12 protein-coding genes are annotated in these 16,056 nt (G+C 68.5%); 10 read left to right on the forward strand and 2 right to left on the reverse strand.

The window, feature by feature from the left end:
* Positions 1–104: 104 nt before the first annotated feature.
* Positions 105–866: a hypothetical protein gene (locus tag P9849_RS15650; protein WP_278267624.1), complete on the forward strand. Its 762-nt coding sequence runs from the start codon at positions 105–107 to the stop codon at positions 864–866.
* Positions 867–884: 18 nt separating this feature from the next.
* A complete protein-coding gene (locus P9849_RS15655; RefSeq protein ID WP_278267625.1) occupies positions 885–1,286 on the forward strand; it encodes an RNA-binding S4 domain-containing protein in 402 nt (133 codons plus the stop codon).
* 18 nt (positions 1,287–1,304) lie between these two features.
* On the opposite strand, the gene P9849_RS15660 is transcribed toward P9849_RS15655, so the two are convergent.
* Positions 1,305–2,312, reverse strand: a complete 1,008-nt coding sequence (locus P9849_RS15660) for an AsnC family transcriptional regulator (RefSeq protein ID WP_278267626.1) — start codon at positions 2,310–2,312, stop codon at positions 1,305–1,307.
* Between the two features lie 113 nt (positions 2,313–2,425).
* Here P9849_RS15660 and P9849_RS15665 point away from each other — a divergent pair, with 113 nt between their 5' ends.
* The 7 genes from P9849_RS15665 to P9849_RS15695 all read left to right on the forward strand — a co-directional run bounded on the left by P9849_RS15665 (position 2,426) and on the right by P9849_RS15695 (position 11,348).
* Positions 2,426–3,856, forward strand: a complete 1,431-nt coding sequence (locus P9849_RS15665; protein WP_278267627.1) for an MFS transporter — start codon at positions 2,426–2,428, stop codon at positions 3,854–3,856.
* Positions 3,853–5,028, forward strand: coding sequence for an amidohydrolase (locus P9849_RS15670; RefSeq protein WP_278267628.1), 1,176 nt, complete (start codon positions 3,853–3,855; stop codon positions 5,026–5,028). The genes P9849_RS15665 and P9849_RS15670 overlap by 4 nt, the downstream gene beginning before the upstream one ends.
* Before the next feature lie 229 nt (positions 5,029–5,257).
* Positions 5,258–7,459 (forward strand): RICIN domain-containing protein, encoded by a 2,202-nt coding sequence (locus P9849_RS15675; RefSeq protein WP_278267629.1) that lies wholly within the window; start codon positions 5,258–5,260, stop codon positions 7,457–7,459.
* Between the two features lie 101 nt (positions 7,460–7,560).
* The gene (locus P9849_RS15680) at positions 7,561–8,580 is read left to right on the forward strand and encodes a LacI family DNA-binding transcriptional regulator (protein ID WP_278267630.1); all 1,020 of its coding nucleotides are present in this window, start codon (positions 7,561–7,563) and stop codon (positions 8,578–8,580) included.
* Between the two features lie 112 nt (positions 8,581–8,692).
* Entirely contained in the window at positions 8,693–9,565 is an 873-nt protein-coding gene (locus P9849_RS15685; protein ID WP_278267631.1) for a fumarylacetoacetate hydrolase family protein, read from the forward strand.
* Positions 9,566–9,684: 119 nt separating this feature from the next.
* Positions 9,685–10,899 carry an amidohydrolase gene (locus tag P9849_RS15690; protein ID WP_278267632.1) on the forward strand — a complete coding sequence of 405 codons (1,215 nt, stop codon included), beginning with the start codon at positions 9,685–9,687 and terminating at the stop codon, positions 10,897–10,899.
* A gap of 287 nt (positions 10,900–11,186) precedes the next feature.
* A complete protein-coding gene (locus P9849_RS15695) occupies positions 11,187–11,348 on the forward strand; it encodes a hypothetical protein (RefSeq protein WP_278267633.1) in 162 nt (53 codons plus the stop codon).
* 520 nt (positions 11,349–11,868) lie between these two features.
* On the opposite strand, the gene P9849_RS15700 is transcribed toward P9849_RS15695, so the two are convergent.
* Complete coding sequence (locus P9849_RS15700) at positions 11,869–12,945, reverse strand: hypothetical protein (protein ID WP_278267634.1); 1,077 nt, start codon at positions 12,943–12,945, stop codon at positions 11,869–11,871.
* A 1,502-nt stretch (positions 12,946–14,447) separates the two neighbouring features.
* Between P9849_RS15700 and P9849_RS15705 the strand changes: the two genes are divergently transcribed.
* The gene (locus P9849_RS15705) at positions 14,448–15,929 is read left to right on the forward strand and encodes a catalase (protein ID WP_278267635.1); all 1,482 of its coding nucleotides are present in this window, start codon (positions 14,448–14,450) and stop codon (positions 15,927–15,929) included.
* Positions 15,930–16,056 lie beyond the last annotated feature (127 nt).

The following is a 16,056-nucleotide window of genomic DNA, read 5'->3' on the forward strand; positions in this document are numbered from 1 at the left end:
ACCGTTGAATTTCAGAGTTCCGTCAGAGCGTCCTAGGAAAGCGCCCTGACACCTGGTCTGCACACCGCCAAAGGGGATGACGGCGAATGACATCTGATACGACCATGATCTTGAACCTCACCTTCGTGGGGACGCTGATGATCGCCGCCTTCCTGGCGGCCCTGGTGCTCTTCGCGGGCTGCATGGCGCTGGTCTTCACGGGCCTCGGCCGCCTGGTCTATCTGGGCGCGACCCGGCTGATCGGCGCGGGGCGCTCGCTCGGCGGCCGTGTGGTCGCCGCACGCCAGACCACGCCGCACGACGCCGACGCCTCCGCGCCCGCCGCCGTCACCTCCTCTGCTGCGGGAGACGGCCCTGGCCGGGTTCCCGCCTCGTCGTCCAGCACCGCCGCGGCGGCTTCCGGAACGCCCACGGCGAACGGCAAGTCCGGTCTCATCGCGTCCTGGCGCAAGCCCGCCGGCCCCACCACACCGGCGGCGGATGCGGCGGAGAAGCCCGAGAAGACCGCGTCCGCCGCGGCCGTGGGGCCCACTGGCAACGCCGACGCCGCCAAGCCCGCGCCGTCCGTCAAGGTGACGCTGCCCGAACCGGCCGCGCCGCTCGCCGACGAAACGCCCCGGGCCGAGCAGGCGGGTCTCCGCGCCGCACAGGATCCGGAGCTCGAACCCGTCCTGGAAGCGGCGCCGGAACCCGCCGTCGCAGTCACTACGAGTGTCCCCGCGAGCAGCCCCCGCGCCCCGAAGAAGACCACGCAGAAGAGCGCCGGGCGCAGCGCACCCCGGCCGAACGGCTCGGGCCGGAACACCGTCCCGGGCATCCTCCGGCCGTCCCAGGATCCGGAGGAACAGCACGCCAAGGGCGCTTAAGGCGCATAATCAATACCCATGGCTGCCCCTTCCGGGACCTCGTCCCTCTCCAAGTCCGCGCCCAACGCCGTCCGAGTGGATGCGTGGCTCTGGGCCGTGCGCGCCTACAAGACCCGCTCCGCGGCCACGGCGGCCTGCCGGGCGGGCCACGTCCGGCTGAACGGGAATCCGGTCAAGGCGTCACAGATCGTGATCCCCGGCGATGAGGTCCGCATCCGCATGCCCGGCTACGAGCGCATCCTCGAGGTGCGCCAGCTGATCGCCAAGCGCGTGGGGGCGGAGGCGGCGTCGCACGCGTTCACGGACCGCACTCCGCCGCGCCCGCTGGCCCCGCAGCTCGGCATCCCGGTCCGGGACCGGGGCACCGGACGCCCCACCAAGAAGGACCGCCGCGAGATGGACCGCCTGCGGGGGAACTGAGACGCCCGGCCCACCACCTCACCCTCCCAGCGGCAGTGGCACCACGCCGATCGAACGCCCCGCCCGATCCAGCCGGTGCCCGGACCTCTTGTCCGTCCGCACCACGGCCTGTCGCCCGAGCACGACGGCGCTCGGGATCTGCTGGAGCACCCGCAGTTCGAGGGCGTGGACTTCCAGAAGGTCCCGCACCCAGAACGTGGCGAGGAGGTTGCCGCGTCCGAGGACCTGCGCGCTCACCCGGCAGCTGGGCTGGTCCGCGAAGAACCGGCCCGCCTGCTCGAGGTGCGCCGCGGGCACGCTCAGCACGATCGTCACCTCCCGGTGGCGTGGGCGGAAGGCCGTGGAGAAATCGCACCGCAGCGTCACGTGACCACCGGCGAGGAGCTGTTCGGTCCGCCGTCGCGCGGTCTGCGGGGACACCCCCACCCGGGCCGCCAGCTTCTCCCAGCCCGCCCGGCCGTCCTCACTCAGCGCGGCCACCAGGGCCGCATCCACGGCGCCGAGCCTGCCAGGCCTGCGGCCGGCCGGGCCGCCGCCCAGCGCCCGCTCCTGGCCCGGATCCAGGGTTCCGAGCCGCCACTGGGCGCCCTCCCGATGGAGGCGGGTCGCCAGGACCACCTCCCAGCGGCTCACCCCCGGCAGCCCGGACAGGACGCCGGAGACCGCGTCCATGAGCTCGTCATAGTCCGGGGCGAAGCAGTCCGCCATGACGTCGAACTCGCCCGTCATCCGCGAGACCGTCCCGAAGGTGGGGCTGGCGCAGAGCGCGTCGAGCACCGCCTCCTGGCGCTTCGGGGCGGTGGAGAGGAAGAGGAAGGCCGAAGAGCCCGCGTCCAGATAGCGGGGTCCCGGGGCGAGGGTGACCCAGGCCTCGCCCCGCGCGCTCAGCGCTGCCCAACGGCGGGAGACGGTGGTGGGCGCCAGACCGAGCGTGGCCCCGAGCACGGACCACTCCGCGCGCGGATTGACCTCCAAGGCACCCGCGAGCGCGAGGTCGACTTCGGATATTTCGGCATTTTCGGTCATCAGGACGCCATCTCTGGAGGATTCAAGCAATTTCGCCGCAGTGGAGGCGGATTCTCCTAGCTTAGTGATGTCCATCACGGGCGCCCCACAGCGCCGTCCTGAGAGTTGCCGCCATGAACACCAGCACTTCCGTCCCGCCCTCCACCCGCACCAGCGTCCTCGGCCTGATCGTCGCCATGGCGCTCGTCGAGGCCCTGTCCGGGATCACCCAGGGCTACCTCAACCCGATCCTGCCCGCCCTCGGTCCCGAGCTCCACCTGGACGACCCCACGATCAACGGGCTCTTCCTCATCTCGAACGTCGCTTTCGCCGTCCTCACGCCGATCATCTCGCGCCTCGGGGACAGCTGGGGATGCCGCAGGGTCCTGCGACTTTCCACCGTGACCGTCGCCGCCGGCGCGGTCCTGATGGCGGTCGCCCCCAGCCTGCTCACCATCTCGGTGGGCGTCGTGCTGCTGACCTGTGTGGTCGGCTTCATCCCGCTCATGATGGGGATCCTGCGCGCCACCCGGCCGGAGAGCACCCGCAACGGGGTCGGCGCCATGATCGGGACGCTCATGATCACGGTGGGTGTCGGCGGTCTGCTGGCGGGCATCGTGGGCGCCGAACGCCCGACCCTCGGGTTCTGGGTGGCCGTCCCCTTCGCCGCCCTCGCGCTCGTCGCATCCTTCTTCCTGCCGGAGGGTCTGCCCGCCACGCGCGAACCCCTCGCGCTCCTGCCCCTCGCGCTGTGCAGTCTGGGCCTCATCGGCCTCGTGACCGCCCTGTCCATGGGCCCCGACTGGGGCTGGCTGTCCGCTCCGACCCTGCTCAGCGGCCTCCTCGGCGTCGCCCTCCTGGCCTTGTGGGTGAAGCTCGACCTGCGCAAGAGCACGACGACGGCGGCGCCCCGCCGCTTCATCGATCTCCACCTGCTCGCGGTCCCCCGCGTCCGGACGGTCACCGTGGCGACGTTCCTCTTCGGCTTCTCCTCGATCAGCTACTTCGGCAGCAACGGCCTGTTCCTGCACGCGGACGCCACCACAGCGGGGTTCGGCTTCGGCATGGGTCCGCTGGACATCGCCGTCGTGCTGGCGGCCGCTTCGGCCCTCGGTTTCCTGTCCTCCCTCGCCGTGCCGCCGCTCATGGCGCGGATCGGCGAGCGCGGAGGCCTCGTATGCGCCGCGGCCGTGCTGGCTCTGGGCTTCCTGCTGATGGGCCTGCTCCACGGATCGGCGTCCGGGTACGTGGCCGGATTCGGGGTCTTCTACCTGGGTCTCGGCATGTACCAGTCCGCCACCCGCACCCTCAGCGTGGAAGGCGTCCCGGTCGAGGAGACCTCCACGGCCGCCGGCCTCAACGAACTGGCCCTCTCCGTCGGCATCTCGATCGGCGCCGCGGTGGTCCGCCTGATCTCCGCGGCGTCCGCGGTGGACGGGAGGATCCCGCTCAGCGGCTTCGCCACCCTGTGGGTGGTCCTCGGTCTGGGCGCCGTCCTGGCGGGGGTGGTGTCTCTCGGATACCCGAAGCGGACCGCAGCCCTCCCGGAAGGCGTCCGGGCGTGAGCGGCGCGACGGAGCTCCGGGCGGAGACCCTGATCGCCGAAGCGGTGGACCGCTGGCGGCCCCGGATGCTGGACCTGAGCCACGGCCTGCACGCCGATCCTGAGCTCAGCGGGGAGGAACACCGGGCGGCGGAGCGGGTGCGGGCGCTGCTGGCGGAAGCCGGGTTCCGGCTCGACGTCCCGCAGCCGGCCGCGCCCACCGCGCTGCGGGCGGAGTTTGGCGAAGGTGAGCTGGTGGCCGTGTTCTGCATCGAGTACGACGCCCTGCCGGGGATCGGCCACGCCTGCGGTCACAATGTGAACGCCGCCGCGACGCTCGGAGCCGCCCTGGCCCTGGCCTCCGCCGCCGGGCCGCTGGACCTCACGGTCCGAGTGCTCGGGACCCCAGCCGAAGAGTCCCACGGCGGCAAGGTCGACCTCCTGGAGGAAGGGATGTTCGACGGCGCCGCGATGGCCTTCATGGTCCATGCGAGCGGGGAGGACGCCGTGGGCAACTCCTCCCTCGCCCTCGGCTGCTGGGACCTGACGTTCCACGGTCGGGCCGCACATGCCGCCACCGCGCCGGAGGAGGGCGTCAACGCCCTGTCCGCCCTGGTCATCGCCCAGACCGCGGTGGGGCTCCTGCGGCAGCAGCTGCCGCGCGACGTCGTCGTCTCCCAGGTGGTGACCGACGGCGGGTCGGCGCCCAATGTGATCCCGGACCGGACCTCCACACGGCTCGAGGTCCGGGCGCCACGGCGCGACCAGCTCGACGCCGCGTGGGCGGCCGTGCGGCGGTGCTTCGAAGCGGGCGCCCACGCGACGGGGTGCTCGCTGGAGATCGAGCAGTCGGGGAACGTCTTCGCCGATCTGCGGCAGGACGGCTTCCTCGCCGGTGCCTACGCGGAGGCCATGGAACGGCGCGGCCGGAGCGTTCCCGTGCGCGGCGAGGCGGTCGCCTCGACCGACATGGGCAACGTCTCCCACCGGGTGCCGAGCATCCACCCGATGGTCGGTTACGACGTCGGCGGGGCCGCGCATCACACGGCGGAATTCGCCCTGGCCGGCGCCGGGGCGTCGGCGGACCTGGCTGTCGTGGACGCCGCGTACGGGCTCGCCGCCGCGGCTGCCCGCGCCGCCCAGGATCCCGCCGAGCGCAGGAGACTGCTGGCGTCCGCCGCTCGCCCTCTCTGACCACACCCACGCTCCCCGTCCGGGAAACCGTCGCCGAAAGGCTATTCCCGGACGGGGATTCGTGTCGTAATGTTATCGATGCCACGCATGTTCTCAACGATGGATGAGAGGTCGGCGCGACGAAAGAGCCCGCGATCCCCCGTGGATCGCCCGGGCTCCGCGCCGAACTCCGGGGGCGTCCTCAGGTTTGTGGCGGCACACCGACCAGCTCAACGCAGAGGAATCGCTCATGAAAACAGCCAGCTTCGGCACCGCCGCAGTGGTGGCGTGTCTCCTCGGAGGCACCCTCACCGCCGCCGCGCCCGCCTCGGCCTCGACCACCTCGGATTACACCGTCTCGACGGGGTCCGTCGTCCAGGTCGGCCACGCGACGGACACCCCCGCCTGGCCCTACCTCGACAAGGACGGGTCGTTCTACTTCCAGCAATCGGCGGCCCTGTACGGCGCCACCGAGGCCCGGCGCTGGGACTTCTACACCGGCACCACGCTCGACACGGCGACCTTCAACTCGACGCTGAGCAACTACACCAACCCGTCGAACTCCTCGGATTCGAACGGCAACACCACCTCACGCTGCAACAACAGCCCCACGGGAACCTCCGCCACGTTCGCCCCGGACACCTCGTCCTACTCCCAGAAGAACTACTGCGACCTCACGGGCGTCTGGGTCGATCCCGACACGGGTGACTGGTACGGACTCGTGCACAACGAGTTCACGCCCAAGCCGTTCGGCGACGGCGTGCACTACGACGCGATCGACTACGCGAAGTCGACCGACCAGGGCAAGACGTGGACCATCGCCGGCCACGCGATCACCTCGCCCTACAGCACCACCCGGAACGACACCACGGCGTTCCCGAACCAGACCTACTACTACGGCGACGGCGACCCCCGGCTCGTCGTGGACACCGCTTCGGGCTACTTCTACGTCTTCTACGGCTCCCGCGTGATCAACAAGAACGGCGGCTGGGCGGCGCCCGGGTTCGCCGAGCACGTGGCGCGCGCCCCGATCAGCCAGAAGATGGCGCCGTCGTCCTGGCAGAAGTACTACAACGGCAGCTGGTCCACCCCCGGCGTCGGCGGGGCGGAGAGCACCATCGTCTCCACCTCGCAGAGCAGCACCGGCTACCTGCCCTCGAGCCTCGAGTACAAGCCGTCCAACACCGGCAGTGTCGCCGCCCAGGCGCAGGCCGGCCAGCTGCCCGCGAACGGCTCCGACCTGTTCATCCTGAACGTCTCCTACAACGCCTACCTCGGCATGTACATCGGCACCCCGCAGACCGATCTGGGCGACGGCGTCAACCGACCGCTGCACTTCTACGGCACCACGGATCTCGCCACCCAGAAGTGGGTGGATCTCGGAACCGCGCCGAACTACACGCAGCAGTCCTGGTACCGCTGGCTCCTGGACGGGACCAACGCCACGAGCACCGCGATCGTGGGCAAGACCTTCCGGTCCTACTGCTACTTCGCCTGCTCCATCCCGTCCGGATCGACGAAGGCCTCCAGCTCGGAGTACGTCAACGTCACCATCGACACCGCGAACCCCGCGCGGACCATCGACGCCACGAAGTCGTACCGCATCCAGTCGGCCGCCGGTCAGTCCCTCAACCAGAGCGGGACCTCCACCCTCTCCACGGTGACGACCTCCACCGCGGGCAGCACGGCCGCCTGGAAGTTCACGCCCACCGGCGACGGCGCCTACACGATCACCAACACCTCGTCCGGCCTGGCCCTCGGCGTGAACTCCGGCTCCACCGCCAACCGCGCCTGGGGCACCGCCTTGAGCCTCGCCTCGCTGCCCTCCGCTGGGGCGACCCAGGGCCAGCAGTGGTTCGTCATCTCGAAGGTGAGCACGCCGAGCAGCTCCGGCGCGGCCGTGAGCACCGGCACGTACAGCCTGGTCAACCGCTACAGCGGCCTCGTCCTGAGCCTCACGGGTTCCGGCAAGACGGCGCCCGCCAGGACGTGGACCAACAGCGGCAGCGCCGGCGACACGAGCACCCCGGCAGCCCAGACCATCACGCTCGCCCAGGTCCCGGCCACCGGCCAGGTGCGTGGCGCAGGTTCCGGACGCTGCCTGGACGTCCCCAACTCTGCCACCGCGAACGGCACGCTCCTGGACCTCTGGGACTGCAACAACGGCGCCAACCAGCAGTGGACCACCGCGGCGGACGGCACCGTGAAGGTGTACGGCGCCAAGTGCCTGGACGTGCCGAACTCCCAGGCGAGCGCGGGCGCTGCGGTGGAGATCTGGGACTGCAACGGCGGCGCCAATCAGCAGTGGACGGTCAACGCGGACGGCACCATCCGCTCGGCCCTGTCCCCGACGCTGTGCCTCGACGTCACCAACGGCTCCACGGCCAATGGCGCAGGGATCCAGCTCTGGACCTGCACGGGCAACGCCAACCAGCGGTGGACGCTCGGCTGAGCCTCTGACCTGACGCACGGGACCTGACACCCGCGCGGTGACACACGGCCCGGGCCGGACACGACCGTCCGTCCCGGGCCGTGCCGCGTTAGGATCACGGGGTGATCGAGCCTGTGAAGAAGCCCCGCAGGGCGCCGGGGATGGTCGACGTCGCGGCACTCGCCGGCGTCTCGGCCCAGACGGTCTCGCGGGTGCTCCGCGGGCAGACGAATGTGCAGGACAGCACGCGGGACAAGGTGCTGGCCGCCGTCGAGCAGCTCGGCTACCGCCGCAACAACGCGGCGCGCGCCCTGTCCTCGGGCCGCAGCCGGGCCTTCGGGATCGTGCAGCTCCAGACGGGCTACTACTCGCGGACGGCGATCATCTCGGGCGTCGAGGCCGCGGCGCGGGAGGCGGGCTATTCGCTGAGTGCCGCCACGAGTCCCTCCCTGGATCCGGCGGCCATCGAGGAGGCCATGTCGGTGCTCGCCGATCAGGGGGTCGAGGGCATCATCCTGGCCCTTCCCCTGATACATGCCACGCGCGGCATTGAAGAGCTGACGCGGGCGATCCCGACCGTCTCGATCGACGGTTCCCGGACCTCCGCCACCGAAGTCGTGGCCGTCGACCAGACCCAGGCCGCCCAGCTGGCCACCCGGCACCTGCTGGATCTGGGGCACCGCTCGGTGTGGCACGTCTCGGGCCCGCCGGAGTGGCATGACGCCGCGAGCCGCAGCGCCGGCTGGCGGCAGACCCTCGAGACCGCGGGCATCGTCCCGCCCGAGGAACTGGTGGGCGACTGGTCACCGGAGTCCGGTCATCGCCTCGGGCTGGAGCTGGGACGCCGGCCCGGAGTGACGGCCGTCTTCGTCTCGAGCGACGAGATGGCGTTCGGTGTGATCAAGGCGCTGCACGAGCTCGGCCGACGTGTCCCGGAGGACATCTCCGTGGTGAGCGTGGACAATATTCCGCTGGCGGAATATTGTTCGCCACCCCTCACTACGGTGGCCCAGCCGTTCGAGGAGATGGCACGGGTGGCGGTCGATCATCTGCTGCGCCACATCTCCGATCCGGCCACGCTCACGGTCGATTCGATCGAGCCGCGGCTGATCGTGCGGGCCTCCACGAGCGCCCCGCGGTGAGTCGGTCCGGGCGGCCGGAGCGACCGGGGCCTGCAGCCCCGGCGCCCGTTCCCCGTGACGCGCGTCGCAGTCACATTTCACCCTCACCCCGGCCTGCCCGGACACTGGTGGCATGACCCTCAAGTTCGCCCGTTTCGGCTCCCTCGGGGCCGAGGAGCCCGTGGTGGTTGTCGATGACGCCAACGGCCGCACCCGGCATTTCAGCCTCCTGCCCCTGACGCAGGACATCGACTCCGCCTTCCTCTCCCGCGACTTCGTGGCCGAGACCCAGCTGGCCCTCGACGCCGGGCGGCTGCCCGCCGTCGAGCCGTCCGCCCGGATCGGCGCCCCGGTGGCCCGCCCCGGAACCTTGGTGGGCATCGGCCTGAACTACGCGGCCCACGCCGCGGAGTCCGGCCTGGAGCCGCCGGCGTCGCCGGTCGTGTTCCTCAAGCCCGCCAACACCGTCGCCGGCCCCTACGACGAGTTCCCGGGCCTGCCCGGCAGAGAGCAGCTCGACTGGGAGGTGGAGCTCGGCCTGGTGATCGGCCGCCCCGCGCACCTCCTGGCCGACGAACACGAGGCGCAGGCCGCCATCGCCGGCTACGTCCTCGCCAACGACCTCTCCGAGCGCTCCCTCCAGCTGGGCGGCGCGGGCGGTCAGTGGACGAAGGGCAAGTCGCTGCCCGGCTCCACGCCGCTCGGCCCGTGGCTGGTCCCTGCCGTCGGCGCGGACGGCACACCCTTCGACGTCTCCTCGCTCCCCCTCGCCACGCGCGTGAACGGCGTGGAATGCCAGCGCTCGACGACGGCGGACATGGTCTTCCGCGCCGCGTTCCTGGTGCATCACGTCAGTCAGTTCATGGCCCTGGAGCCGGGCGACGTGATCATCACCGGCACCCCCGAAGGCGTCGCCATGTCCGGCCGGTTCGACTACCTCAAGCACGGTGACGTGGTCGAGATCGAGGCCCCGGGCCTCGGCGCGCAGCGCGTCGTCGTCGGCTGACCAGACGTCCGGCAGCCTCGCCCGCCCGGCTCCCGTTGGCCAGAGAACCTGGCTGGCGAGGTGGCCGTGCGTCCGGCGCGGCGCTTCCTGTGGTTGCTCAACGCAACTAGCCTGGGGACATGACTCTGGATCTCACCGCCATATACAAGGACCTCCACAGCAACCCGGAACTCTCCTTCCAGGAGACCCGCACGGCCGGCATCGTCGCCGGGCACTTGCGTGAGCTCGGCTTCGAGGTGACGGAGGGCGTGGGCCGGACCGGCGTCGTCGGCGTCCTGGCCAACGGCGTCGGCCCCACCGTGCTGCTGCGCGCGGACATGGACGGCCTGCCCGTCGAGGAGCAGACCGGCCTCGACTATGCCAGCACCGCCCGCGGGACCGATCCGGACGGCAACGACGTCCCCGTCATGCACGCCTGCGGCCACGATGTGCACGTGACCTGCCTGCTCGGGGCGGCCGAACTGCTGGCCGGGTTCCGCGAGGAGTGGTCGGGCACGCTCGTCACCGTGTTCCAGCCCGCCGAGGAGGCCGGTGGCGGCGCCGCGGAGATGCTCCGCGACGGTTTCCTGGACCGCTTCCCGCGTCCTGACGTGGTGCTGGGGCAGCATGTCGCGCCGATCCCGGCCGGCTTCATCGGTCTCACGCCCGGCCCGGCCATGGCCGCCGCGGACAGCCTCAGCATCACGCTCCACGGCGTGGGCGGACACGGCTCCCGCCCCGAGGCGACGGTGGACCCCGTGTACCTCGCGGCCAATGTCATCAACCGCCTGCAGGGCGTGGTGTCCCGCGAGATCAGCGCCCTGGACACCGCCGTCGTGACGGTGGGCCAGGTTCACGCCGGCACCAAGAACAACATCATCCCGGACAAGGCGACCCTCGGCCTGACGGTGCGCAGCTACCGCGAGGAGGTCCGTTCCAAGGTCCTGGAGAGCGTGGAGCGCGTGGCCAAGGCGGAGGCGCAGGCCTCGGCCAGTCCGAAGGAACCGACGATCGAGTACTTCGAGCGCTTCCCCGTCACGGTCAACGACCCCACCGCGAGCGAGCGGGTCGCCACCGTGCTGCGGGGCGTGCTCGGCGAGCAGCGGGTGCTGAACCCGGGGCCGCTTTCCGGCAGCGAGGACGTCGGGGAGTTCTCCACGGCCGCCGACGTGCCGCTGGTCTACTGGTTCCTGGGCGGCGGCGAGCCGTCCCTCGCGGAGATCGTGGCGAAGACCGGCCGGATGCCCGACGACATCCCCTCCAACCACTCGCCGTTCTTCGCCCCCGTGATCGACCCGACACTGGACAACGGCGTGAAGGCCCTGGTGGCCGCCGCCCGTGAGTTCCTGAGCTAGGCGCCGGTCGCAGGGGCGAGCGGGTGCTCTCCCCTGCGACCACGCACCGATTGACAGCCACCATAGAACTTCACGACGCCGTTCAGCGGGCGTGGCCGTCGGACATCCGGCGCGTGGAGCCCCGCACTTCTCCGGAGTGCCGCCGGAGGCCCGGTCATTCCGGCGTAAGGGAGCCTTGGAACGCCCCTGCGGGACTGCGATTTTCGACAGGAACGTTACCACTCGGCGGGTATAGCCTGAGACCGACCACACCGAATGGCTCACACCGAGCGGATCAAGGAGCTGTCATGGGACACGACAAGAACGACGAACTACGCGAAGAGCACAACGAGCAGGAAGAGCAGCGCCAGGAACGGCGCGATGGCGACTTCTTCGAAGGCACCGACGGCGCCGAGCTCGGCTCCCAGGACCGCCGCCGCGAAGAGGGCGACGAGAAGAAGCACCACTGATCAAGCCTTACCCCGGCTGAATCCTGAAGGTTCTCCGGGTTTGAATCCCCCGGCCGGCGCGCAGTGGCGCGCCGGCCGGGGGATTTTCGGTTTGCTTCGGGGAGACAATCAGGCAGGGCTGACTTCGGTCCCCAGCCCCGACAACGCGGCGAGCTCGCATCACGGGGCGCTCGGCCTGGTGAACAGGCTCGACGACCTGGTGGTCTCCGGGATCCGTGATATCCACCAGGCTGGCGTCTCGCGGGCGGTGATCGCGGAGGCCGTCGTACTGGCCCCTGGCAGAGTCTGCCAGGGGCCAGTACGACGCACAGGTCCGGAGGGCTGGGACGAGCGCGTCTCCTACATTGGGGATTAGCCTCCGGGCTGTGCTCGAGGCGCAGCGCATACACTTCCAGGGTTCATGACCTACCCGCCGCACGAACGGCGCAGGTCATCGACCGGCGGAGAAAAAGGACGGAGGCCGCATTGAGCCGCATCGCTCGAAAAAATCCGACGAACTGAAGGTCAGCAGCTAGTCCGGTCAGTGATTGACCCACACGTTGGTTAGCTCTCGAATTTCACGATCCGCGCGACTCAACGTAGCCCTTGTGTCGTTGATTGCCATACGTACGGCTGCACCCCAAAGAGACCACCGTGTAAAAAAAGAGCCATTCTTTCGTCCTCGAATGGTAGTCACCACAAGCAGGAACGTGGCCGTCGAAACCAACAATGCAAAACCAGGAACGACGCCTCTGGTCAGCAATCTCACAATTGTGGTAAATGTACATACATATGTCGCTACAATTAAAAACCACGGCATGAGTTTACGCTGCGAGCCAACATAGTGGAGATTTCTCCTGTGGAAAAATATTGCTACGTGTACAAGCAAATATGCCACCATTACGCTAGCGCCAAGCGTTAGCAACGCTAAGACAGGATCAGACAAAAAACGCATTCCCATGGTTAGATACTCAACGGCAAAACCAAAGATTAGAGCCACGGATGCGTTGACAGTTCCCACTGCCACTGGATTGCGGTCTGAGCGAACTTTCAGCCTACTCAGCGTTTGTTTCGCTCGAATGCGATCCTCCCGCGCGGCAGCTAGCCTGAGGTTCTTCTCCCAAACACCAAGAGCGGCCAATCGAATTGCAAGGAATCCCACAAGAAGTGCCGACGGGGCTACGAGGAAAAGCGCGCCAGCCTTTTCCGGTTTGGCCGCGCACCCAAGCGCGATAAGGGTAACCGACGGGACCAAAGTTCCTGCAATAATCAGTCCAATTGAACCGAGGTCTTGGCGAATTTTGTGTTGGAAAACACTATCGCCAATAAATTGGCCGCCGATAACTACGACGTAGAAACCCAAGAGGACACTAACGTAGCCTCCGAAAGCCCAGCCGTAGTTTTCAAGTACAGCCATGCCGATCTTTTCCATTAGATCGAAAAACTTTTCATTGGTTTTATCGGCTGCAATTATGCCAATAATCATCATAGTGGCAAGCGTTAGGATCCCGCTTACAGTAATGAAATCTTGAAGAACCGCACTCAGTGACCTTTGTAAGGGTTGCTGATTGCCGTGTTCTTTCACATCCTTCTTTGTTGCAGCATCATGTTCCCCCATCTGTCATCTTTATCCTTTCGTACTCCTGCCGGGCCCACTTCAGCTATTCGCAATCCTCGCTGCAACCGCCCTGGTGAACGGTACATCGGCCTAGCTGATCAGAGCTCGTGACCGTGTGCAAGCTCGGCAGCCTCTCGCGCCTGCTCCGCGGCCAGTCATTCGGCGACCTCACGGTTCCGTGTCTGTTCGGGCGTCTCGGCTGCACGTTGGGCCTCGCGGGCTTGGCGGTTCTTCTCGACCCGTTCCGCGGCGAGGCGTTCCATCCGGGTCATGAGGCGTGGCTTGGGTGTCGGTGACTGGACGGTGCCTGTGGGTTTCCGCGGCCTTCTCGACCTCCTTCATGCCGTCAAGAACGAGGTCATCGTTCTTGGCATGGGTGCGGCTGGCATGCGCGGTCCGGGACGTCGCCACGACGCGCTCGTGAAGGTCCTTGGCGATCTCCTGCTCCCTGAGGGTCTCCGGGATCGGAGTCGCCTCGGTCTCGGGGGTGTTGTAGCGGTCCCGAAAGGCGTCCACCCCGGCGGCCAGGTCCCCCGCCAGCGCTGCGCGAGCTCGGCGGCCTCCAGGACCGGCCCAAGGCCGGTAGACCAGGTGGTGGGCTCGGTTGTGCCCGGCGAGCACGGCGACGTCGCCGCAGGTGCGCGCCCGGGCTCCGCGTTCCTAGTTCTCTGCCGCGCGGCGCAGGTAGCTGAGCTTTTCGTTGGGGACTGCTGCTCGGCCTTGAGTAGGCGCAGGGTCGAAGCCATCGTCCGGGCCTTCGAGCCGTCGTTGGTCGTGACGGCTTCGCGGGTGGCGTACGGCCCTCATCCCCGCGCATCATCGATGTGGCTAGCACGATGAGTCTGAGTCAACCGGTTACGGCCAGCCACACATAGTGCACGCCGACAGGCCGTTGGCCAACGAGCCGCTGTCCCCCATTAACGCTCGTCATGAGTGCTTTCAGGCGGGGCTCAAAATAGCTGAGGATGCCCACGAGATTGCCGACCAGATACCGTGCTCCCGCTTCAGCGTTTCCACTGGCCCGGAAAGCCGCGTTTCACACGCGGGCTCCTCTGACCAAAGGGCGCAGAGTGCGCGTGGTTTCGTCGCTAAAGGAACGGAGCAGCGAGTCAAGGGCTCCTCGTTCGTTCGCCGTATCCCCCAGCGGACGGTTCGCTTCAGACATGCCGCCTTGCGATCTGACAGGCGATGATCCCCACTTCACGCTGGACACCGGACATCCGCCCGAACTCCTCCGGCGCCGGCGCATGAAACCCCGTTCCCCGCACGGTCGCCATACCCAGCGGGACCGATGCCTTTGACGCTCGTGATGGTTTCTTGAAGAATGGCCGTGCGAGGCGCATCTCGCGACCCGGTGCCGTCCGGAGAGGGAAACCCCAGCTCAGAGCGATGGCGCCACGCTCCGGTCCCCCGCGGATCCGGACTGCCGGGGGTTCTCCTTCGGCGCCGAGTGCACCTCGCCCGGGAACGGATTGACCCGAACAACCGAAGGAGAGCACGACATGACATTCGACAGTGACTCGCAACTCGACGCCCCGGTGCCGTCGACCACGGAATCGGGAGCCCGTCGCGACAGCGACGCCCACTCGCTCAGCGTCGGCCCGGACGGCCCCCTGCTGCTCCATGACATCGCGCTCATCGAAAAGCTGGCGCGCTTCGACCGGGAACGCATCCCGGAGCGCAGCCCCCACGCGAAGGGCTCCGGCGCCTTCGGGCAGCTCGAGGTGACCGAGGACGTCTCGGCCTACACCAAGGCGAAGCTGTTCCAGCAGGGCGCCGTGACCCCGATGCTCGCCCGCTTCTCCACGGTGGCCGGCGAACTCGGCTCGCCGGACAGCTGGCGGGACGTGCGCGGTTTCGCGCTGAAGTTCTACACCGAGGACGGCAACTACGACATCGTCGGCAACAACACGCCGACCTTCTTCGTCCGCGATCCGATGAAGTTCCCCGACTTCATCCACTCCCAGAAGCGCCTGCCGGACTCCGGCCTGCGGGACGTCAACATGCAGTGGGACTTCTGGACGCTCTCCCCCGAATCCTCGCACCAGGTCTCCTACCTCATGGGCGACCGCGGCATCCCGCGGAGCTGGCGCCACATGAACGGCTACTCCTCCCACACCTACATGTGGGTCAACGACGCCGGCGAGCGCTTCTGGGTCAAGTACCACTTCCTGACCGAGCAGGGCCTCGAGTTCCTCACGAACGACGAAGCCGCCACCCTGGCCGGCGAGGACGCCGACGCCCACCGCCGGGACCTCTTCGAGGCGATCGGCCGCGGCGAGTTCCCGTCCTGGCGCGTCGAGGTCCAGATCATGCCGTACGAGGAGGCCCGGAGCTACCGCTTCAACCCCTTCGACCTGACCAAGGTGTGGTCGAAGAAGGACTACCCCCGCATCCCGGTGAGCCGCTTCACGCTCAACCAGAACCCGGTGAACCACTTCGCCCAGATCGAGCAGGCCGCGTTCAGCCCGTCGAATCTGGTGCCGGGCACCGGTGTCTCCCCGGACAAGATGCTCCTGGCCCGGACCTTCTCCTACCCGGACGCGCAGCGGAACCGCCTCGGGACCAACTTCAACCAGTTGCCGGTCAACCGCCCGGCCGTACCGCTGAACTCCTACGACAAGGAAGGGACCCTGCAGTACCATCACAGCGGCGCGGCCCCCGTCTACGCGCCGAACTCGTACGGCCGCCCGTACCAGGACACGGAGGGCCGGGCGGAGAACGGCTGGGAGGCCGACGGCGAGCTGGTCCGTTCCGCGTACACGCTGCACGCCGAGGATGACGACTTCGGTCAGGCCCACACGCTGGTCCGCGACGTCATGAACGACGCCGAGCGGGACCGCCTCGTGGACACGGTCGTCGGCATGGTGTCCGGCCAGGTCGTGGAACCGGTCCTCAGCCGGGTCTTCGAATACTGGAAGAAGATCGACCAGGAGGTCGGCGAACGGATCGAAGCCGGTGTCCGTGCCGACGGCGCCGCCTGACCCACGGCCGATCGTCGGCGCGATGGGCAGGCTCTGACGGCCTGACCACGAAGCCCGTCCGAACCGGTGACACCGCCGGTTCGGACGGGCTTTCGTGTGACCGGAACCGTGTGCCTGAACCGTGAGC

It is taken from the genome of Arthrobacter sp. Y-9, from assembly GCF_029690065.1.
In the GTDB taxonomy this organism is placed as follows: domain Bacteria; phylum Actinomycetota; class Actinomycetes; order Actinomycetales; family Micrococcaceae; genus Arthrobacter_E.

Coding starts and splice junctions, on each gene's coding strand:
- P9849_RS15650 (WP_278267624.1), top strand. CDS start 105: ATGATCTTGAACCTCACCTTCGTGGGGACGCTGATGATCGCCGCCTTC.
- P9849_RS15655 (WP_278267625.1), top strand. CDS start 885: ATGGCTGCCCCTTCCGGGACCTCGTCCCTCTCCAAGTCCGCGCCCAAC.
- P9849_RS15660 (WP_278267626.1), bottom strand. CDS start 2,312: ATGACCGAAAATGCCGAAATATCCGAAGTCGACCTCGCGCTCGCGGGT.
- P9849_RS15665 (WP_278267627.1), top strand. CDS start 2,426: ATGAACACCAGCACTTCCGTCCCGCCCTCCACCCGCACCAGCGTCCTC.
- P9849_RS15675 (WP_278267629.1), top strand. CDS start 5,258: ATGAAAACAGCCAGCTTCGGCACCGCCGCAGTGGTGGCGTGTCTCCTC.
- P9849_RS15685 (WP_278267631.1), top strand. CDS start 8,693: ATGACCCTCAAGTTCGCCCGTTTCGGCTCCCTCGGGGCCGAGGAGCCC.
- P9849_RS15690 (WP_278267632.1), top strand. CDS start 9,685: ATGACTCTGGATCTCACCGCCATATACAAGGACCTCCACAGCAACCCG.
- P9849_RS15695 (WP_278267633.1), top strand. CDS start 11,187: ATGGGACACGACAAGAACGACGAACTACGCGAAGAGCACAACGAGCAG.
- P9849_RS15700 (WP_278267634.1), bottom strand. CDS start 12,945: ATGGGGGAACATGATGCTGCAACAAAGAAGGATGTGAAAGAACACGGC.
- P9849_RS15705 (WP_278267635.1), top strand. CDS start 14,448: ATGACATTCGACAGTGACTCGCAACTCGACGCCCCGGTGCCGTCGACC.